A 20,876-nucleotide genomic window follows, 5' to 3' on the forward strand; every position below is an offset into this window, starting at 1 on the left:
CACGCTCATATCGTTAACTTTACCCAGCCATATTATTAATAGAATGTATAGTATCAAACACAGAAATATGATCTACTTTGCCAGTGGATTTAGGAATAATAAATTTGAGTTGAAACTCTTGTGAAGCTTTATAAATATAAATGGTATCATCGCCATTGACTTTGGTGTCCGTCGGTTTGCCTAAGGCTTGTTCAATCTGACTTAACGTCAAGGTGTGCAACTTAGCATCATTCGAGCGAAGATCTATGATTTGACTTCCCTTATTAAAGCCAATAACAGCATTCTTCTTGGAGTAGGTGGCGTAGATCCCACTTCCTGCTGATTCTGTCTTATCAGCTTTCCCCCACGATTTTTCGACATCGTCGGTAAGACTAGTGTTCGCTGCAAATGGAATCCCGCTAACTTTGCCTGATTTGGCAAGCTCAAACATATCTTTTATTTGCTTAGATACCGTACTAGTACTTGTAGATGACGAAGGCACCGGTGAAGCAGTAGGAGCCACTGAAGGATTACTAGTAGGACTTGCAGTGGGACTCGCTACTGAAGTTGTTGCAGGTGTAGCGGACGGTGATGAGCTAGGACTTGGAGTCGTCGTATTGGACGCTCCCTCTTGTGTTGAAGAACAAGCCGTCGCTAAGAGCATTGTTGACAAAATCAACGTATATATGGTTGTTTTTCTTTTGTATGTTTTCATATTAATCTCCTTTAATCGATTTAGTTACAGTTTAGTAACGAAGAAACCAGATGAAAAGTTGCAATCACGAAATAAAATAAACCATAAGGGAATAATCCCCTATGGTTTACTTCGTTCCACACGATTCAATCTACTATGTAGTATGGTTCAAATCTTTTCAAATCATCCCTAGTTTCAGAAAGATTACTTCAAGATTTTTTCGATAGCAGCCAACTCTTCCGGAGCGAACTCCAGATTTTTGAGTGCGGCCACATTCTCCTCAATTTGGGATACGCGGCTTGCACCGATCAATGCTGACGTAACACGCTCGCCGCGTAGTACCCAAGCCAGCGACATCTGCGCTAAGCTTTGACCACGTGAACTCGCCAATTCGTTCAGTAGGATAATTTGGTTAAGCTTTTCTTCTGTAATGTCTTTTTCTTTCAAGAATTGGCTCTTTCCGCCAGCTCTCGAATCTGCTGGAATTCCGTTGACGTATTTGTTCGTCAACAAGCCTTGGGCAAGTGGACAGAACGCGATACTACCTGTACCAAAATCATCCAATACATCTTGTAAGCCATCCTCAATCCAGCGATTCATCATGCTGTAGGCGGGTTGATGTATAAGAAGAGGTGTTCCCAATCCTTTGAGAATCGTAGCCGCTTCTTTCGTTTGCTCAGCTGAGTAATTAGACAGACCGACATAGAGTGCCTTTCCTTGACGGACGATAAGATCCAATGTCGCCATTGTTTCTTCGAACGGTGTGTTCGGATCTGGACGGTGAGAGTAGAAAATATCTACATACTCTAGACCCATTCTTTTCAAGCTTTGATCTAAGCTGGACACCATGTTTTTCTTGGATCCCCACTCGCCATAAGGACCTTCCCACATGTGGTAACCAGACTTTGTCGAGATGATCAATTCATCGCGATATGCTCCTAGGTCACTTTTCAGCACACGCCCCATCAATTCTTCTGCTGATCCTGGCGGCGGACCATAGTTGTTCGCTAAGTCAAAGTGAGTAATACCTAAATCAAATGAACGAAGCAGCATAGCTCTGCCGTTCTCATGTAAATCTAAACCTCCGAAATTATGCCACATGCCAAGTGAAATAGCCGGCAACTTTAGCCCCGATTTCCCTGTACGATTATATTTCATTTCTGCATAGCGTGTTGAACTTGCTTGATAGACCATGATTGTCCTCCTCCATATTTCTAAGTAACGTTGTTATTAGGCGAGAAACATATGTATTCACTAAAGTTTTCACAAATACCCTGCTTCCTATGTAACAGTATAGTTCAAGCCTAACAACAAAAAAAGAACTGAAAAAAACGTGTCTTACTAACCTTGAGGTTAGTATGGCACGCTTTAGTGATTAATTCAGATCAAAATGTAGTAAGGTATTGTGCTCTTGGAGCCATTTCGTTTTCTCATAGGTATTGCCAATAATATCGACCAACACACCTTGCGGATCTACCCCATCCAAGTAACGTCCAAGGAAATGAATGAAAACATCTAACCTACGAAGCTCAATTAACAAAGGTAAAATCTTGATTTCTTCTGGAGATAATTGGACAAATTCACGATAACCTTCATAAAATGCTTTGCAATTCCTGCTGAGTCTATCCTCGGAAAGCATAGGATCTATGAGATCGGATAAACAAACGGCAAGTTCCATAACTCTCGCATCGGTCGTTACAAACTCAAAATCGAGAATAGCTACAAAGCGTCCCTCGTCATCTACCAGCATGTTAGATCCGTTAATATCGCCATGAACCAGTTGATGCGGCAACTGACGAATGGTTGGAATTGCGCTGTACAGGGCCATGTATCGATCAAATATATAAGCAAGTTCGTCCTGCTGTGCGATGAACGGCTCTGGCGGTTGCATCGCGAACGCTCGAATCGCATCTGGCTTGCAGCTAGGATGAATATGTTCTATTTCATAGTAAGGAGCGTACTCCGGTTTATCTGCAATTGCAATTTGGGCTAAGGAAACCGATAGTTGTCCTGCTGATCTCCCCATCTCTTTCAGTTGATGTAAACCTAATTCGATAGGATTATGACCTTCTGTAAAAGTAAACAAAGCAGCAAGCTTCCCATCATCATCCCCTAACGTCACCACAGTTCCCCCAGTTGGCAGTTCTAGTGGCATTGGAATTTCAAAAGGAAGCTCCTCCTTCATTTCTGCTAAACGAAGCAATACACTATGCTCAAACTTAATTTTGTTCCGGTCACGATGCGTCTCATACAGTCGTAGAACATATGTACGATCCTCAACCTCAACGAATCGTGTTGTATTATTCATCCCGCCTGCACCAACACGAAGCGTCCATGTTTGGTCCCCGAACCAATTAGCTGGTAGTTCTGCTAATTGTTCCTCTTTTTCAATGACTCGCATAATACCCTGACCCAGCTCCTCTTCTTATACTTGGTTGTCGCCTTCAACCGCGAATTCAAAATCCTCTACATCGAAAGCCTCAACAGGTATGGCATATTCCACTAATCGCTCAATAAAATCGAACTGATCCGTTAATAATACAGCTTGTTCCTTCAACGAGGTCAAAATTAATTCCGTTTCAATAGGGTCAAATTGATCTCCATAAGCTTCATTATCTATTGCATACACAATTTTCAATGTCACATGCTCATTAATGGGTAACGGAGGGCTTTTTCCCCATGGAATAGACAACGCTTTTTCTATTTTTTTCTTATTAAAAGATTCTTCAAAAAAGGCAATGAGTTCCCCTATCATTTGTTTGACAAAGCCATCATCTTCTTGCTCTAACATAATTGGTTCAGGGCTGCTATGCAGTTCATATAATTCTTGAATAGTTGTATAAGGAATCAAATAAGTCACAGGCTTTGATGGCAGCATGAGCTGGCCATGCACGGCTAACATCACCGCTTCGATAATAAATGTTTTGCTCATGGAGTCCCCCCTAATGCTACAATCATCATTCAGCAATACTTCGCTAAGAATACTCGGAAACCCTTTTTTTAAATAGAAACACATCCTACCCTTGCCATAAAAACTAAACCGTTAGCCCCTAAGATCACTTTGACCATTCGAGCTAACGGTTGATAATCCAAGCTTATAAACTGCCATCGAACACCTCATTGTCTTCATAAAGAGGTCGATAGGGTTTCTTAGAAAAGCGATTCGCATAGGCGGATGCCACATAGCAATCAGGCTTAATGACCGGAACCATACCGACAGATTCCACACGTCTCACCATTTCTTGGACGAATTTTGCCGTCCGATTTCTATTCTCGTCATCTCCCGCATCAATATGAATGAACATATCGAAAGTGGCACCTTGATACAGATGAGGAAGAACAATATTTTCCATATCTAATCGCTTGTTTTCGTCAAAATACATCGCAATCTCTTCACTTAACGTCGTTTCCATCGAAAGCTTTTCTTTGATCGAGTGAAGTGCCCTTGGTACGATGACTTGACGATAACATGCCCACGCTCCTTTCCCTAGCCGCTGGATCACTACGCCGGTAATGAATTTCGTATGACCTGTGTGTACCTGACAATCCGTCCCTATAATGAATTTATAGGTTGCAACGGGGTCAAGACGCATGAAATGAAGAATACGCTCGTGTACGGTATCCAGGTTAAGTCCTCTTTCCGTTGTGTTCCTAAATTCCAGTGGTTGGTTCGTCGCAGAAGGTTTCAAAGATAAGGCTCTCCCTTTCTCCATAAACTGTGAGAAAAAAAGGCGGATGCTGAGGGCAGCACCCGCCTCTTCTATAGTATATGGCAAACCTTGCCTGTTCGAACCATCAACTTATTTTAAAACAGGGCCACCGTACAAAAATCGATTTTCCCACTGCTTTCCATCAATCGTATCCACACGAACGCCGCCTGATTCAACGGAATAGGTATGCAGCATTTGACCGTTGCCTAAGTATAAACCAACATGGGTAATCGGCTCTGTCAATACATTAATACCATCGTAATCAGATGGTTTCGAACCTTTATAACTGCTGAAAAATAGAAGATCCCCGCGTTTTAGCTTCGTCCAATCCTTCACAATCGACCCCAATGATCTCACATAACTGCCTTGCGCAGCAGAATCACTTGGCAAGGATAGACGGAGCGCATCCCAGTACATTGTTTGCACAAAGTCTGAGCAATCGAAAGTAGTGGGATCATTACGCTCAGAACCAAATTCATATGGAGTCCCTATGTATACTTCTCCCGCATCAATCACCGCTTCGATCTCATCAGCTACAGGCCTATTAGGCTTGATAACAGTGAAATCCGCTGTAATGTATTTGGAACTAGAGCTCATATAGCCACTGACACCATCAGCATCTTTTACTTTGTACCAACTATCATTCACTTTATCGGTGACGAGAACTTCTTCCCCTTTGCTCAGCATTCGAATCACCTTCGAACCTGAACTTGCATCTGATGACGGCAATGTACGGAAATTAACGCCATAATTGATTTGTGCATTACTTACAATCGTTATGTATTTACTATTTGTCGATACGTATCCACTTACACCTTGCGCATCCTTAATTTTGAACCAATTTGCTGTCGTGTAGTCAGTCACCTTGACCACTTCGCCTGTTTTCAACATGCGTATGACATTACTCGATGTACTTGGTTGATCTCGAAAGCTTACACCTGCTACAATCTGAGCTTTCGTTATGACACTCTCTTCAGCTTGTGTATCTTTAGGAAGTAGAGCCATGAATGATACCATCAATACCGCGATAACCATTGCCAACTTATTCATCGTCTTACCCTCCACCTCTTGATGTTAAAATTTTCTTTCGTAACCTTATTATAGATTGTGGGGGTCTAACGCGAATATAGGTGAATGGTAGCGATTATTGCCATTCCATGCGTGGCGATCAGCCTATTGACGGCTAGGTTTAATTTTCCAATTTCCGTACTTCAGCTTTGCGCGTTATTGTTGACCAAAAGAGGCGCCACTGATGGGAATTCTTAAGTTTTACATTCCCTATTTTCATCTCATTCTCTTCCAATTCAATAACTTGCCAACTGCCAGGATCTTGAACGGCTTGCGATTCTAAAAAGGCCAAAGCGTGCTCGTTCGCTTCCTCTTGCTCATTCCAGAACTTCACACCATAGTAAGCGAGTCCATAGTGGTTAACCAGTGTAGTTGTATAAATTTGCTCGGACTCTTTCTGCTGCAGTACATAAGGCATTTCCCTATACCTCCTGTTGAGAAGGCCCATTCGCCATAACGGGAATGGGCCTTCGTTTGTAGAACAAGCTTATCAGATAACGGTCACGCCAACTTATAAATAAGCATTCTCATGCTTAGCTTTAAGCATATTCCAACGACGCTCAACTTCCGTCTCGAACGATTTCAGTGAACCTTCATACTCGGGTTTCGTAAGATGTTTCGTTTTCCCCATCGTTTTCAACCAGTCGGATAACGGAATCTTCTTACTCTTATCTTCCGGATTGTAGGTAATTGAAGTAACCCCATGCTCCACCTCATAAAGTGGGAAGAAACAGGAATCCACAGCAGCACCAACGATGTTGGAGCCCTCTTGGTCATCAGACAGCCAGTTCAATGGGCATGCAATGAGAATTTTGCCATACACCAAGCCCTCATGCTGCGCATACCATTGCGCCTTCGCCGCTTTCTTGACCAGATCTTGCGGATACGCTTCAGATCCCGTAAAGACATATGGAATATGCGTCGCTGCCATAATTTGTGCCGTATCTTTATGATGGAATACTTTCCCACCTTGATGTTTACCGACATTAGAGGTCGAAGTCCGGTGTCCCATCGGCGTTGAATACGACAACTGTGCACCAGTGTTCATATAACCTTCATTATCGTACTCTAGAATAATCATTTTATGATTTCGAAGTGCAGCACCGATGGCCGGCCCCATTCCGATATCCATACCGCCATCGCCAGTAATCATGACGAAAGTGAAATCATCCTTCAATCCTAGATGATCAAGTTCTCCACGGCGCTTCCGCTCCCAGAACATCTCTACAACACCTGACAACGTTGCTGCGCCATTCTGGAACAGATTGTGGATGTAAGTAGCTTTATGCGCCGAGTACGGATAACCCGTTGTTACAACCATCGCACAGCCTGTATGGAAAATAGAGACAATATCTCCCTCAATTCCTTTGAAAAACAATTCGAGTCCTGAGAAAATACCGCAGCCAGGACAAGCGCCATGACCTGGTGCAATCCGCTTCGGCTTTTTCGTCAAGGATCGAAGCGGTGGGATGCGTACATTTAATTTCCCTGTATTCTCATCAGGGGTAACGGTGATGAGACCCGTCTTCAGATCTTCATACTTCATCGGCGTCAATACTCGCTTCGGTGCTTTCGAGGGATCCCCCGGCGTATGGCCGTAGTAATCGAAAGGCACTTCCACCTTGCCGCTCTCCATCGCGTCAATGGCGAATTGGAACAGATTATGCCCATCCTCGGCATAAAAGTCTTTGCCACCTAAGCCATAGATTCGGCTTATGACAAGCGTGTCTCTGTTCCCGTTTGTGAACAGCGCCGCTTTAATTTCATTGACCATGTTGCCGCCATGTCCGCCATAGGAATCCGCGCGATCGCCTACGGTGATCGCTTTCACGTTCTTCAGCGCCTCTGCAATCTGCTTCGCTGGGAAAGGTCGGATCAGGTTCGGTGCAATCGAACCTGCTTTAATGCCCTTCTCGCGGAGCTGGTCGACGACATCCTTGATGATTTCGGAAGCCGAATTCATCAGGAATACCGCGACTTCCGCGTCCTCCATCCGATATAGCTCTAGAATCGGATAGTCACGGCCCGTCAATTCGGCATACTCCTGCCGAATACGGTCATATACACCTTCGGCGTTATACATCGCCATCGACTGTTGATAACAATTATTAATGTAATCCGGCTCATTCATATAAGGTCCGACGGTAATCGGATTATTACGATCTAAGGTATCTGGGAAGCCCTGTGGCTTCTCACCTACGAATGCCTGCACATCAGCCCGATGTGCGAAGGTTTGCACTCTGCGCTTTTGGTGAGAGGTGAAATACCCATCGGATGCGACCATTACCGGCAAACGCACCTCAGGATCCTCTGCTAATTTCAGCGCCATAATATTCATATCATATACAGCTTGCGGATCACGACACATAACAATCGGCCAACCTGTATTTAGAGCATAATAAAGATCTGAATGATCACCATGAATATTCAGCGGTCCCGAAACGGAACGGCAAACCAAATTCATAACCATCGGAAAACGTGTGCCTGATTGTACCGGCATTTGCTCCAACATATACAAATAACCGTTGGCGCTTGTCGCGTTAAATACGCGGCCGCCAGCAGTTGATGCGCCATAACATATACCCGCTGAACCATGTTCACCGTCGGCAGGAATTAATACAATGTCATGTTGTCCATTGGACTTCATGAGATCTAGAAACTGAGCTACTTCCGTGGATGGTGAAATTGGGAAGTATCCCATGACATGATAATTTATTTGATGTGCGGCATAGGCAGCCATTTCATTCCCTGATTCATACACGATGCGCTGTTCGACTTTCGCTACCCCAAATTCCTGCTTGATATCAATGGACATGCGTGTAGTTCCACCCTTCTCCCATAAATACTCTCTAAGAGTTTATAGCTAGATTGAAACGATGAGGCATGCGATTTAAATCTGCATAACCATCTTCTTCACGCTCACTGGAGAGCGCATCGGTTGGACAAGCTTGTACACATTTAAGGCAACCTTTACAGTATTGATAGTCTATGCCTTGCAGGAACATTTGGGGACGCCCTTTTTTGTCAGGGAACTCATCCCATACGAAACAAAAGTCAGGACACACATTATCGCATGAAGCGCAATGAATACAGGAATCTTCATGGAAATGAGGCATCATCCCAGCACGGGAAATACTTAAATCTTTAAGTATACTATTACCAGGGTTCGTAACGACACCACCGATAGGTTGTGTAGCAAAGCCCAGTACTGGAGTATCATACCGCACAAAATCTGGCATGGATTCCCCTTCTGGAAGCGCATACGTTTGGAAAACGACTTCGTTATATCCACGATCAAATGTACGTAACGCTGGTGCGACTGCAAGCGGGTATTTCTTCTCTAAAGACTTTCTAATGACACCACGCATGACATCTGGATCCAAAAAATCACATAACCGGAACATGGCTCCAAGCATGGCCATATTAACACGATTCTTCTCCTCGAGCGAGATACCAATTGCGTCAATGACTGCAATCGTTCCCCCCCTGAGTTTCATCTTCTCCTTTAATTCATCAGGCGTTTTCGTTGAATTTACTAACACGGTACTATCCTCATAGATGCCACTGATAACGTTTACAGTTTTGGAAAGAGACTCATGAAAAACACCTACAACATGCGGTCGTTCAACGGGTGATGTATCCCGAATCTTCGTATCCATGTCACAAAAGCGAATATGTGCTTTTACTGCCGATCCTTTCTTCTCAGACCCATAGGATGAGAAACTGACACCGTTCAAACCAACGCCAACGACTCCTGCTTCAGCCAGCATTTTACCTGCCAGATTCGCGCCTAGACCGCCGATGGATTCCAGTCTTATCTCGAAAAATCCGAGATCGTTCAATTTAGGTAAAGTTACCATGCTTGGTCTCCTTTCAAAAATGAACCGCATATAGAGTGAATAGTGTGAATAATAAATCTACTATTATTGTAACAAGAAATGGCTGGTAATCAACCTTTTTTTAAATCAGCCATTCAAAGTAAATAATCAATGATGAGTCCGCATTTGCCCAAATAGAAACTTAACGATTCCCGTTCCACTTCAATGTCATTCTCCCTTGACTCACAATCTTCACAAACGTCTACATAATCGTCTTCAATCGGATTAAACACAACACCGCACACCTGTGAGCACAACCGCATTCACATCTCTCCTCGGCTTCAAATCCCTCAATATTGTAAACGTTTGCAAACTATGTTTTCTTTATTATACAGCGGTTTATACTTCAATGACTATAAGTCTTTATGAAATCTTTAGCATTCCGAATTGACCAATTCACTTGATTCAAACTACATTTATGAGATAATGTAGAAATAATTGCCAGATTGTCGAAATATGGAAAGGATGCATAGCATTGCTTCATTTCATTATTGCCAATGAACTTCAAAACCTGTTCTACATCATGAGCGCTGCTCTGCTCCATCTTATTCTTGCTCCTCATTTCATGCATAAAGAAAAGCACTTAAATATCTTCTTCTCTTTAATTCTAGGAAGTTTCATCCTCCTCTATTGGAACTTTGCGGATATTGATCCCTTAATCTACTCCTTACAATTAGTCCCTGTCTGCTTGCTTTTTGTGACACTAGGTGTTGGCATTGCGCCTTCGATCATGACTTGGATCATATTTAATATCGGTTGTATGTTCGTCTTGAACTATTATTGGGAGCCCGCGCTACTAAGCAGTACGTTCTTACTGATGTTAGGAATTCTAGTTCGAAATCGCGTAGCTAATGCCGTTTTGATAGTGAAACTCATGTATGCAACCGGAATCCTGATCATATATGAACTATTGTATGCACCACTTGCTCCTTATGTCTTAGCACCATTTTCCTTATATACTGGCTTTGTTTTAGCCCTTGCTTTTATCTCACTTTGGATTATGATATCATTACTTTTTTTTATTAATAAATATGAAATTCAAAGAACTCATATCGCTCATCTAGAAAAAAATCGCATGCTTGCCGAATTGTCGGCTACAGTTTCACATGAAATTCGCAATCCGCTTACGTCAACTCGTGGATTTCTGCAATTACTGGCAAGATCGGATCTTACTCCTCTGGATCGTCGGCGTTATGTCGATCATGCGTTATCAGGCGTGGATCAAGCCATAACGATATTGACGGATTTCCTTAATTATGCGAAACCCTCCGTTGACAGGAAAGAGCAACTTGATATTAAGGAAGAACTGGAACATACGATTCGATTTATTACACCCTATGCAATTGATTTTCAAATTACGATTGATATTTCACATGAATGTGATACACCTCTTTATATTCTTGGAGAGTCTCAGAAGCTTCGCCAATGTTTACTTAATCTGATTAAGAATGCTATTGAATCCATGCCCAATGGCGGAAAGCTATCCTTACGTACTTACAAACATCCTAGTGCCGTTCAAATCTCGATTACAGACACCGGAGTTGGTATGACTAGCAAACAATTGAATTCACTGGGCAAGCCTTTCTACACGACCAAACAACACGGCACTGGACTTGGACTTGTCGTCGTCATGAGTCTAATCAAGAAAATGAATGGCAAAATTTCATTCACTAGCAGCCTCAATTGTGGCACGCAATGTTCTATTATTTTTCAGCAATACTGAACAAACCCAAAAAAGCAAGCTAGACAAGAGGTACGCTCTTAGCTAACTTGCTTTTTATTGTGTTGTATGCCACTTACTTAATTAATCCATGTTGTTCCACGATATGCGCAAGCAACCGACTACAACTTTCCTCGACCATCTCATATACTTCTTGAAATTTCCCCGTATAGTACGGATCAGGTACTTCAGTAATTGTCTGATTACTTGAAAAGTCCAACAATTTATATATCGATGCACGGTTCTCGTTACCCGCAAATTCTGGAGCGAATGCAGCTAAGTTCACGAGATTACTTTCATCCATAGCGATAATATACGTAAATTGATAGAAATCATCTGGGCGAACCTGTCTAGCTTTTAGCCCCTCATAAGCAATTTGATAGCGGTCAAGAATATCCCGTGTACCTTGATGAGGAGGATGGCCGATATGCCAATCCCCAGTACCCGCAGAATCAATTGAAATGATATCTTCAAGACCGGCTTCCTTCACTTGATGACGAAACACCGCTTCCGCCATTGGTGATCGGCAAATGTTACCCAAACAAACGAATAAGACCTTAATCATATTTGACCAAAAACAAGCATTTTCTCGTTCAACGTGAGCGGTCTAGCTGGAATGTCCAAAACGATCCGACCTTCCGATACCCCCCAAATACGTGTGGCAAACCGCTCGGCGAGTTCGACCTTATGAAGCGTCGCTATCACGCTCATGTTCCGTTCTTTGCATAACGATTTCAAATCTTGGAGGATATATTCTGTTGATTTAGGATCAAGACCAGATACAGGTTCATCAGCTACTAGAACTTTGGGCCCAAGAATCAGCGCTTTGGCAATGGCGACACGTTGCTGCTCCCCACCGCTAAGCTGACCAACTTTCTTTTCACCTTTATCTAGCAGACCAACTTTCTCCAAGAACTCCATGCTATCGATTTTCTCATTTCTTGACGATAAGCCTGTAACCATCCGAAGTGGAGCCTGATATACCCTACCCATCAACACATTTTTGACAGCGCTTTTATTCCGATTTAGAAAAGGCTTCTCTTCCAGGTAAGCAAAATCCTTACCCAATTTGAACCGGTCCCACGGACCTGGCTTCGTTATATCATTCGAGTTATAAATGAGCTGACCGCTTGTCCATTTCTCTTGATGACTAATACAACGAAGCAGCGTTGTTTTCCCACTACCACTGCTGCCGATTACCGCGATAAACTCTCCTGCATCTACTTGAAAGCTAATTTGCGATAGGACTTGATTGTCCGGAGGGAATACTTTACTCAAATTTCGAACTGTCAGCATGACAACTCTCCTTCACGTAAGCCTAGTGGTCATTCATAAGAAATAGTAAATCGCCGCTCAACGAGGGCCATTGACCTGCTCGTTGAGGGCGATCCCTTCTCATTTACATGTCAAAATTAATCGCATGAAGTTGGTGCTTCTGCCGCGCCAGCTTCAACATTAATTTTGTCCGAAATCGTGTCTCTAACTACGGACATAACAAGCTGAAGTAAATAATTGATATCTTCTTGGGTTTGCTTGAACTCATTAACGATGGGAATTCCATCTAATTCATCTTGCAGAACTTCGATTTCATTCTCAATTTTTTCCACCATTTTCTTATTTTGGAACGTTTCAAAAGCAACAATCTCTTTTTGCTTCTTCTTAATCGAACTAATCAACCCTTGAATATCAGGATTCGTTGCAATTTGCTTTTCAGCTTTTTGATAGAATTGAACTTCATTGGAAGTTGTAAGCAAAGCAGCTAGTTCCTTCGCTTTCGCCAGAATATCATCGCGTACGATCATTTCTGTATTCGTAAATTCCTCTACTTTAAAGGCATGAGGTTGGTTATCATCATGTGCATGATCACATTGGGACATTTCTTAACACGCTCCTATTTATCATGTTCGTAAATTTATACAGACATCTGAAGAGGTTGATGAACAATTTCACCCTTCAAAATCCAAGTTTGTGCATGAGTAACTTTGACATGAACCATTTGACCTATTAAGGATGGATTTCCAGTGAAGTGAATCAGCTTATTCGTCCGTGTTCGGCCAGCAAGTACATCTGTATTGTTCTTACTTTCGCCTTCTACTAAGACTTCAACAGTTTGATCTAGCAAACGTTCATTGCTGTCTTTACTCAGCTTATTAACAAGCTCATTCAGCCTATACAAACGCTGTTTCTTCACTTCCATCGGAACATTATCTTCCATCTCAGCTGCAGGCGTACCTACTCGCGGTGAATAGATAAAAGTAAATGCAAAATCGAATCCAACTTCCTCGTACAGCGTCATCGTATCCTCGAATTGCTCATCGGTCTCACCGGGAAAACCAACGATAATATCTGTCGTTAATACGACATCAGGCATCGTAGCCTTGATTTTACTCGCTAGCTGCAAATAATGATCTCTCGAGTACTTCCGGCTCATTCGTTTTAAGACATCTGTGTTACCAGCTTGCACAGGTAAATGGATGTGCTCGACGAGATTACCACGCTTCCCTAATACCTCAATCAAACGATCATCGAAATCTCGCGGATGTGAGGTTGTAAACCGGATACGTGGAACATCAATCTTACGAATATCGTCCATCAGATCAGCGAAAGTGTACGTTATATCATCAAAGTCTTTGCCATAGGCATTGACATTCTGTCCAAGTAGCGTAATTTCCTGAAAGCCTTGACGAGCCAAATCTCTGACTTCTGCCAGGACGTCCTGCGGTCTACGGCTTCGTTCCTTGCCACGTGTATAGGGAACAATACAGTAAGTACAGAACTTATCACAGCCGTACATAATGTTAACCCAAGCACGGATACCTTCCCGTTTTTTGGGGAGATTTTCTACGATATCGCCTTCCTTTGACCATACCTCCACAACCATTTCTTTGTTGAAGAAGGCATCCTTCAATAGGCTTGGCAAACGATGAATATTGTGTGTTCCGAAAATCATATCGACAAAAGCATGTTTCTGCATAATACGATGTACCACGGATTCCTCTTGGGACATACAACCACATACACCAAGAATAAGTCCTGGCTTCTGTGCTTTCAACGTTTTCAAATGACCAAGTTCTCCGAACACCTTGTCTTCGGCATTCTCACGAATCGCACACGTATTGAGAAGGATCACATCTGCGATCTGCTTGTCATCCGTAGCCGTATAGCCCATTTGCTCAAAAAGACCTCTCATGACTTCGGTATCATGTTCATTCATCTGACATCCGTATGTCGTGATCAAATAATATTTGTCCTTACCAAATTCCTGCATATCTTCTGGAATCGCAAAATCGTAGTGAACCTGAATGTCCTCTTTACCACGTTGCTTCTCGTCCTTGTAGTTCGGCGCAGAATTAATTTGGATGTTTCTACCTTTAATTCGATACGTCGTTTTACCCTCTTCTTGGCTTAACACTTTCGCATCCGAGAAGTCAAAGTATTTGGAGTAATCCTTAACCTTGTCGGATTTTAAGTCCGATGTATTTTGGTTCTCCTTTGACATGGTGAATTCACTTCCCTTTATCTATAAATATAGCTCTAACTTGTATTAACCCAATATCAAATTATAGCACAAAAGATACCTGTATATCCATATTGGCTTCCGTTTCAGAATAAACAGAAAAACCTTCTCCTAAGAGAAGGCTCTAAAATCAATGTTTCCCAAATGAATATTGCTGCTTAATGATACCCGTCATCTCCTGAGCAGGAATTGGGCGGCTAAATAAGTACCCTTGCGCTTCGTTGCATTCTTTGAGTAGCAAAAATTGAAGTTGTTCCTTCGTTTCTACCCCTTCTGCTATTACCTTCAGATCCAAATTATGTGCCATTGAAATGATCGTATGTACGAGTGCAGCATCTTTCGCATCTTCAAACATATTTCGCGTAAACGATTGGTCAATCTTTAAACTATCAATTGGGAACAATTTCAAATAATTCAAAGATGAATATCCCGTTCCAAAATCGTCGATCGATAAAAAGATACCCATAGCTTTTAGCCTATGCATTGTCTCAATAGCGTATTTGGAATCTTGAATAATACTTTCGGTTAGTTCAAGTTCTAGATACTGATTATCTAGCCCAGACTCGTCTAACGCATTACTCACCATTTCAATTAAATTACTTTGCTTAAATTGTCTAGAAGAAATATTTACAGCAATACGAAATGGTGCATGGCCTTGATTCTGCCATTCTTTATTTTGGCGGCAAGCCTCATTTAGAACCCATTCTCCAATCGGAATAATTAATCCGGTTTCTTCAGCTAGTGGAATAAATTCGGCTGGTGATATCGGCCCCCACTCGGGGTGCTGCCAACGAATTAATGCTTCTGCACCAGTAATCTTTCCCGTATTCACATCAATCTGAGGTTGATAAAATACTTTAAATTCATTTCGCTCTAACGCTTTGCGCAGCCCAATTTCCATTTGCATTTTTTTGGTGACTGCTACATTCATCTCTGGTGTATAGAACTGAAAATTATTTTTACCTTGTTCTTTTACACGATACATCGCGGTATCTGCATTTTTAATTAGTGTCTCTATATCGCCTCCATCAGATGGATAGAGACTAATACCAATGGAAGGCGTAACGAACAACTCGTGTTCAAGAATGGTAAAGGATTGCGAGAAAATACGCACAATTTTAGTCGCATTTTTTATCATCTCATCAGCCGTTGTATGCGCCCAAAGGATAATAAATTCGTCGCCACCCTGTCGAGAAACAGTGTCACCTTTACCAATACATGCTTCGAACCGTTTAGCCACCTCGATCAATAATTTATCTCCCATCGCATGGCCAAGCGTGTCATTAATAAATTTAAATCGATCTAAATCAATGAACATGATTCCCATGCTTTGTTGGTTTTCATGTGCTTGGTCTAACGCTAGCTCAAGACGGTCATTTAATAAAAGCCGATTAGGTAGACCCGTTAATGGATCTCGATATACCATCCGATTAATTCGTTCCTCTGTCCTTTTTCTTTCAGAGATATCTCGAATGATACAGCTAAAACACATGCCATCTTCTTCTTTCCAAACTGCCAGTGAAAGTTCCATCGGAAACTCGGTTTGATCTTTGCGTAACCCTAGTAATTCATAAGTCATTCCAATCTCATTCGCATCAACTGTGGCAGTGGCTAGGAATTTCTCCAAACGTTCTTTATGAGATGCTATAAACCGTTCTGGGAAAATACGATGCAATCTTTCTCCAATAAGCTCTAGTTCTTCATAGCCAAAAATGAGTTGTGCACCTTTATTCCAAGAGATAATGGTTCTATTATGATCAGCTAAGATAATGGCATCATGTGCTGACTCTACAACGGAACGGAATCTTTTCTCGGACATCATCATCTGTGATTCAAATCGTCTATCAATGAATGTACTGATGAAGGCTAGCCCTAAAATGAATAAAATGCCAAAACCTATCAAATAGGCCAACAGTTTCGAATCAAACGTAAGGTCTGAGGCGATATGCGCATGATCATGCTTGAAGGTTGCTGCTGCCATACCTGTATAGTGCATACCACTTATTGCTATTCCCATGACCAAAGAACTAACTAGCTTCCTTAGCATAATACGAGGTGAGCTCGCGTTTTGTTTTACCGAGAATAGCAATAGGAGTGCAACTAAAGAGACAACGTATGCAATGATGGCAGAAAGAGCCCATAGATAGGGATTATATTCAATCGTCGCACCCATCACCATGGCTTCCATGCCGATGTAATGCATGGATACGACCCCGGTAGCAATAAAAGTAGCTCCAATAAACACATGTGGTTTGCGCATAATCGGTCTACTGATAATATATAAAGCTAACCAAGATGCAAGCAACGCTGGAACGATTGAATAAATCACAGTTGATAATTGGTACGAGACAGATATAGGTAAATGAAAAGCTAACATCGCAACAAAATGCATCGACCATATACCCATTCCCATTGCAAATGCACCGCCAGCCAACCACGCTTGCCTAGCTGAACTTTTGGCTTTATGAATTCGAATTCCGAGATCCAATGCAGCAAATGATGCGATGATAGCAATGAGAATAGAAAAAATGACAAAGGGGATGTGATACGTACTTGAGATAATTTCCACAGTGATGTCTCCTAACTTAAGGCAATGATTATGATATCTACAGGAGCCATTGAATCAGATCGATGAGCTTTACAAATATTTATATTTGAATCTATTAACATCCATTTTACCATGATTTTCTTAGTGCCTCTATACGTTTACGTCGAATATACTCGAAAAATGAAAAACTTACATCTCAACGTAATTTTCATGCATAAAATGCACAAATAAACATCCTTTACATAGATGTGTAAAGGATGTTTATTTGTAAACATTAGCCTCATTAATAATTAATGTCATTAATATTATAATAAGAGCTCCGCATTGTCACCTGTCTTCACACCTGCTGCATTTCCTTCGTCTGTATCAATATGCATATCCAACGCAAATTGGTCCGACACTCGGGCAATCACATCTTCAAATATTAATGGCCTCTCTCCCCGCAACTGAACGCGTAGAAGCTGTTTATCTTGAATCCCCCATTGATTTGCATCAGAGGTATGGAAGTGAATATGTCTAGCTGCAACAATGACTCCCTGCTCCAATGTAACTTCCCCTTTAGGGCCAAAGACGCGCAATCCAGGTGTTCCTTCAATATGACCTGATTCGCGTACTGGTGGATGGATGCCCAGTGTGAAAGCATCTGTGCGCGAGACCTCGATTTGCGTTTGCGGTCGAACCGGACCAAGAATCCGCACCTTATCGAACTGTCCTTTCGGCCCTAGTATAGCAACCGTTTCTTGTGCTGCGAATTGACCAGGCTGCGAAAGATCCTTGAAACTGGAAAGCTCATACCCCTCGCCGAAAAGTGAAAATAAATCGGTTTGTGAAAGATGTATATGTCTTGCTGAAACTCCAATTGGTATCATGGGCATGGTAGTACTCATCCTCTCATTTCGATCCTATTTGTCAGTATTACCGCTCAGCAAAAAAGGCATACGGAAATTCACCGTATGCCTTTTTTAGAAATTGTTATTTAAATTCAGTAAGTAGTTTACTGAACTCAGCTTCGGAAAGTTTAAGCTCTTGTTTCGTTAGACCTTCTTTAGCAAAGCTAGGAATGGAATCTTCATAGCTCTTTTTATCTTTGTTTTGGTAGATGATACCTGTCAACATGGAGTTTGTTTCCATGATCTTTGTCATCGCCATCACGCGGTTCGTGTAATCATAATCTGGAATCTCATCCAAATCAACGATATTCTCTTTGAACCAGTCATATGTGTTTACTTTGTTAAAAGTAACACAAGGGCTGAATACGTTGATCAAGGAGAAACCTTTGTGATTCAAACCAGCTTCAATTACTGCTGTTAACTGTTTCAAGTTACTGGAGAATGATTGTGCTACGAAAGAAGCACCAGCAGCCATTGCAATTTCAAGTGGTGAAATTGCGGACTCAATCGTACCGGATGGTACACTTTTCGTTTTGAAGCCTTCCGCACTACGTGGAGATGCTTGACCTTTTGTCAAACCGTAGATTTGGTTGTCCATTACAATGTAAGTAACATCAATGTTACGGCGAATAGCATGAACAGTGTGCCCCATACCAATTGCAAAACCGTCTCCGTCTCCACCAGATGCAATAACTGTCAAATCGCGGTTAGCCATTTTCACGCCTTGTGCGATTGGCAGGGATCTTCCGTGAATACCATGGAATCCGTATGCATTGATGTAACCAGAAATACGTCCGGAACATCCGATACCTGAAACGATTGCTAAGTTTTCTGGCTCTAAACCAACGTTAGCTGAAGCACGCTGAATAGCCGCTTGTACGGAGAAATCTCCGCATCCAGGACACCAGTTAGGCTTTACATTGTTACGAAAGTCTTTTAATGTTGCCATGCTAAAGTCAACTCCTTACATTTTTGTTCGATTTCTGCTGGTAAGAACGGGTTACCGTTGTATTTAAGTACATTTTTGATTTTATCTGCGTGGCCAACATGCAATTTAATTTGATCTGCCAATTGACCTGTAGCGTTGTTTTCTACAACGATTACTTGTTTCGCTTTTTCAACAAGCGGGCGAAGTTGGTCAGCTGGGAACGGATGAATCAAGCGCACAGTTGCATGGTTGGTTTTGATACCTTCCAATTCAACACGACTTCTCGCTTCATCAATTGTTCCACCAGTGGAACCCATACCGATAATAAGAAGATCTGGATTCTCGTGAGGAGCATCAAATTTGATAGCGTCAGTTACTTGAATATGTTTCAACTTCTCAAGACGCTTATCCATCATACGTTGACGATTTTCAGTGCTCTCGGAAGGACGACCTGTTTGGTCATGCTCTACACCTGTAACATGGTGAATACCATTCTTAACACCTGGGATTACACGAGGAGAAACACCTTTCTCCGTGAACTCATAACGTTTGAATAACTGATTAGGCTCTTGTTCAGGTGCTTCAGTTACTAGTGCGCCGCGGTCAATGACGATGCGGTTGTAATCCAACATTTCTGCGGATTGTTTACCTAGTGAAAGTTGAAGATCTGTCATCAAGATAACTGGTACTTGGTATTGCTCAGCTAGGTTGAAAGCTTCGATTGTATCGTAGAAACACTCTTCAATCGTGCTTGGGGACAATACGATTTTCGGGATCTCACCGTGAGTTCCGTATACCATTGCGTTCAAGTCAGATTGCTCTTGTTTAGTCGGAAGTCCTGTACTTGGACCACCACGTTGCGTATCAACGATTACTACTGGAGTCTCTGTCATACCTGCAAGGCCAATAGCTTCCATCATTAGTGACAAACCTGGACCTGCTGAAGCTGTAAGCGCACGAGCACCAGCGTAGTTAGCGCCGATTGCCATTGTACATGCTGCAATTTCATCTTCCGTTTGAATAACAGTTCCACCCAATTTAGGAAGTACTTTTTGCAAATACTCCATAACTTCGGATGCTGGCGTAATTGGATAAGCCGGCATGAAGCGGCAACCTGCAGCAACTGCCCCAAGAGCGATTGCATCATTTCCGATCATGAACAACTTTTGTTGTCCGTCAGCAGGCTCAAGTTGGAAGTCAGCGATAGGTCCGCCAGCAAGTTCAAGTACGGATTCTGCACCTTTGCGAACTGCTTCAATATTCTTCTCAACAACTGCTGCGCCTTTACGGCCAAATTCCTCTTCAACAGCTTTATTAAACACGTCAATCGGCAAGCCAAGTAGAGCCCATGAAGCGCCTGACGCGGCCATGTTCTTAAATAGGGACGTTCCTAATTCCTCTGCAATTGCAGTGATCGGTACTGGGAACAATCTAGCTTTGATTCCTTCTGGTAAAACAGGGTTAAATTTAGCGTCCGCAACGATAACACCATTGTCGCGAAGTTCGTGTGCATTGAAATCGATACTTTCTTGGTCGAAAGCAACAAGAATATCCAAATCGTCTGAAATTGCGCGAATCGGTTTGGTGCTGATGCGAATCTTGTTATTTGTATGCCCCCCCTTAATCCGTGAAGAGAAATGACGGTACCCATACAAATAGTAACCGAGACGGTTCAATGCAGTAGAGAAAATGCGGTCTGTACTTTCGACCCCTTCACCCTGCTGACCTCCGATTTTCCAAGATAACTGACTAATCACCGTACGTCCACTCCTTTTAATTGTAGCTGCGTGAAGAAAATTTGATAGCTGATTGTTTAGTAATTTAAGATGTTGCAATAAAAAATTTCTTTCACTTGTCATCCAAATTCTATGCCTTTACAGAGTAAATTGCAAGAGGTTTCACCGTTTCTAAAAGATAGAGTTTTTAGATTGTATCCATATCAAT

General features: G+C 42.2%; 19 protein-coding genes. 1 reads left to right on the forward strand and 18 read right to left on the reverse strand.

Annotated elements, in window-relative coordinates; translation table 11 throughout:
* Positions 1 to 19 precede the first annotated feature (19 nt).
* From HQN88_RS00300 to HQN88_RS00345, 10 genes are all read right to left on the reverse strand, one after another.
* Positions 20 to 694 carry a YjgB family protein gene (locus HQN88_RS00300; RefSeq protein ID WP_173108291.1) on the reverse strand — a complete coding sequence of 225 codons (675 nt, stop codon included), beginning with the start codon at positions 692 to 694 and terminating at the stop codon, positions 20 to 22.
* A gap of 183 nt (positions 695 to 877) precedes the next feature.
* The gene (gene mgrA / locus HQN88_RS00305) at positions 878 to 1,867 is read right to left on the reverse strand and encodes an L-glyceraldehyde 3-phosphate reductase (protein ID WP_173108293.1); all 990 of its coding nucleotides are present in this window, start codon (positions 1,865 to 1,867) and stop codon (positions 878 to 880) included.
* A gap of 181 nt (positions 1,868 to 2,048) precedes the next feature.
* The gene (locus HQN88_RS00310; RefSeq protein WP_173108295.1) at positions 2,049 to 3,074 is read right to left on the reverse strand and encodes a phosphotransferase; all 1,026 of its coding nucleotides are present in this window, start codon (positions 3,072 to 3,074) and stop codon (positions 2,049 to 2,051) included.
* A gap of 24 nt (positions 3,075 to 3,098) precedes the next feature.
* On the reverse strand, positions 3,099 to 3,605 hold the full coding sequence (locus tag HQN88_RS00315) for an ADP-heptose synthase (RefSeq protein WP_173108297.1): 507 nt from the start codon (positions 3,603 to 3,605) through the stop codon (positions 3,099 to 3,101).
* Between the two features lie 163 nt (positions 3,606 to 3,768).
* Positions 3,769 to 4,362, reverse strand: coding sequence for a ribonuclease H-like YkuK family protein (locus tag HQN88_RS00320; RefSeq protein WP_246319990.1), 594 nt, complete (start codon positions 4,360 to 4,362; stop codon positions 3,769 to 3,771).
* Positions 4,363 to 4,473: 111 nt separating this feature from the next.
* Positions 4,474 to 5,433, reverse strand: a complete 960-nt coding sequence (locus tag HQN88_RS00325; protein ID WP_173108299.1) for a C40 family peptidase — start codon at positions 5,431 to 5,433, stop codon at positions 4,474 to 4,476.
* Positions 5,434 to 5,572: 139 nt separating this feature from the next.
* Complete coding sequence (locus tag HQN88_RS00330) at positions 5,573 to 5,869, reverse strand: hypothetical protein (RefSeq protein WP_173108301.1); 297 nt, start codon at positions 5,867 to 5,869, stop codon at positions 5,573 to 5,575.
* A 93-nt stretch (positions 5,870 to 5,962) separates the two neighbouring features.
* On the reverse strand, positions 5,963 to 8,266 hold the full coding sequence (locus HQN88_RS00335; protein ID WP_173108302.1) for a thiamine pyrophosphate-dependent enzyme: 2,304 nt from the start codon (positions 8,264 to 8,266) through the stop codon (positions 5,963 to 5,965).
* Positions 8,267 to 8,300: 34 nt separating this feature from the next.
* Positions 8,301 to 9,311, reverse strand: a complete 1,011-nt coding sequence (locus HQN88_RS00340; RefSeq protein ID WP_173108303.1) for a 2-oxoacid:acceptor oxidoreductase family protein — start codon at positions 9,309 to 9,311, stop codon at positions 8,301 to 8,303.
* Positions 9,312 to 9,424: 113 nt separating this feature from the next.
* The gene (locus HQN88_RS00345) at positions 9,425 to 9,592 is read right to left on the reverse strand and encodes a hypothetical protein (protein ID WP_173108304.1); all 168 of its coding nucleotides are present in this window, start codon (positions 9,590 to 9,592) and stop codon (positions 9,425 to 9,427) included.
* 212 nt (positions 9,593 to 9,804) lie between these two features.
* Here HQN88_RS00345 and HQN88_RS00350 point away from each other — a divergent pair, with 212 nt between their 5' ends.
* Complete coding sequence (locus tag HQN88_RS00350; protein ID WP_173108305.1) at positions 9,805 to 11,052, forward strand: sensor histidine kinase; 1,248 nt, start codon at positions 9,805 to 9,807, stop codon at positions 11,050 to 11,052.
* A gap of 73 nt (positions 11,053 to 11,125) precedes the next feature.
* Here HQN88_RS00350 and HQN88_RS00355 read toward each other — a convergent pair whose 3' ends face one another.
* From HQN88_RS00355 to HQN88_RS00390, 8 genes are all read right to left on the reverse strand, one after another.
* On the reverse strand, positions 11,126 to 11,614 hold the full coding sequence (locus HQN88_RS00355) for a low molecular weight protein-tyrosine-phosphatase (RefSeq protein ID WP_173108306.1): 489 nt from the start codon (positions 11,612 to 11,614) through the stop codon (positions 11,126 to 11,128).
* Positions 11,611 to 12,345: a phosphonate ABC transporter ATP-binding protein gene (locus HQN88_RS00360; RefSeq protein WP_173108313.1), complete on the reverse strand. Its 735-nt coding sequence runs from the start codon at positions 12,343 to 12,345 to the stop codon at positions 11,611 to 11,613. The genes HQN88_RS00355 and HQN88_RS00360 overlap by 4 nt, the downstream gene beginning before the upstream one ends.
* A 116-nt stretch (positions 12,346 to 12,461) precedes the next feature.
* Complete coding sequence (locus HQN88_RS00365) at positions 12,462 to 12,926, reverse strand: YlbF/YmcA family competence regulator (RefSeq protein ID WP_173108315.1); 465 nt, start codon at positions 12,924 to 12,926, stop codon at positions 12,462 to 12,464.
* Between the two features lie 35 nt (positions 12,927 to 12,961).
* Positions 12,962 to 14,548, reverse strand: a complete 1,587-nt coding sequence (miaB, locus tag HQN88_RS00370; protein ID WP_173108317.1) for a tRNA (N6-isopentenyl adenosine(37)-C2)-methylthiotransferase MiaB — start codon at positions 14,546 to 14,548, stop codon at positions 12,962 to 12,964.
* 148 nt (positions 14,549 to 14,696) lie between these two features.
* Entirely contained in the window at positions 14,697 to 17,135 is a 2,439-nt protein-coding gene (locus HQN88_RS00375; protein WP_274319949.1) for a bifunctional diguanylate cyclase/phosphodiesterase, read from the reverse strand.
* A gap of 284 nt (positions 17,136 to 17,419) precedes the next feature.
* Positions 17,420 to 17,989: a phosphate propanoyltransferase gene (locus HQN88_RS00380; protein ID WP_246319991.1), complete on the reverse strand. Its 570-nt coding sequence runs from the start codon at positions 17,987 to 17,989 to the stop codon at positions 17,420 to 17,422.
* 97 nt (positions 17,990 to 18,086) lie between these two features.
* Positions 18,087 to 18,953: a 2-oxoacid:ferredoxin oxidoreductase subunit beta gene (locus HQN88_RS00385; protein WP_173108321.1), complete on the reverse strand. Its 867-nt coding sequence runs from the start codon at positions 18,951 to 18,953 to the stop codon at positions 18,087 to 18,089.
* On the reverse strand, positions 18,941 to 20,689 hold the full coding sequence (locus HQN88_RS00390) for a 2-oxoacid:acceptor oxidoreductase subunit alpha (protein WP_173108323.1): 1,749 nt from the start codon (positions 20,687 to 20,689) through the stop codon (positions 18,941 to 18,943). The genes HQN88_RS00385 and HQN88_RS00390 overlap by 13 nt, the downstream gene beginning before the upstream one ends.
* Positions 20,690 to 20,876 lie beyond the last annotated feature (187 nt).

This window comes from Paenibacillus qinlingensis, from assembly GCF_013204845.1.
Lineage (GTDB): Bacteria > Bacillota > Bacilli > Paenibacillales > NBRC-103111 > Paenibacillus_E > Paenibacillus_E qinlingensis.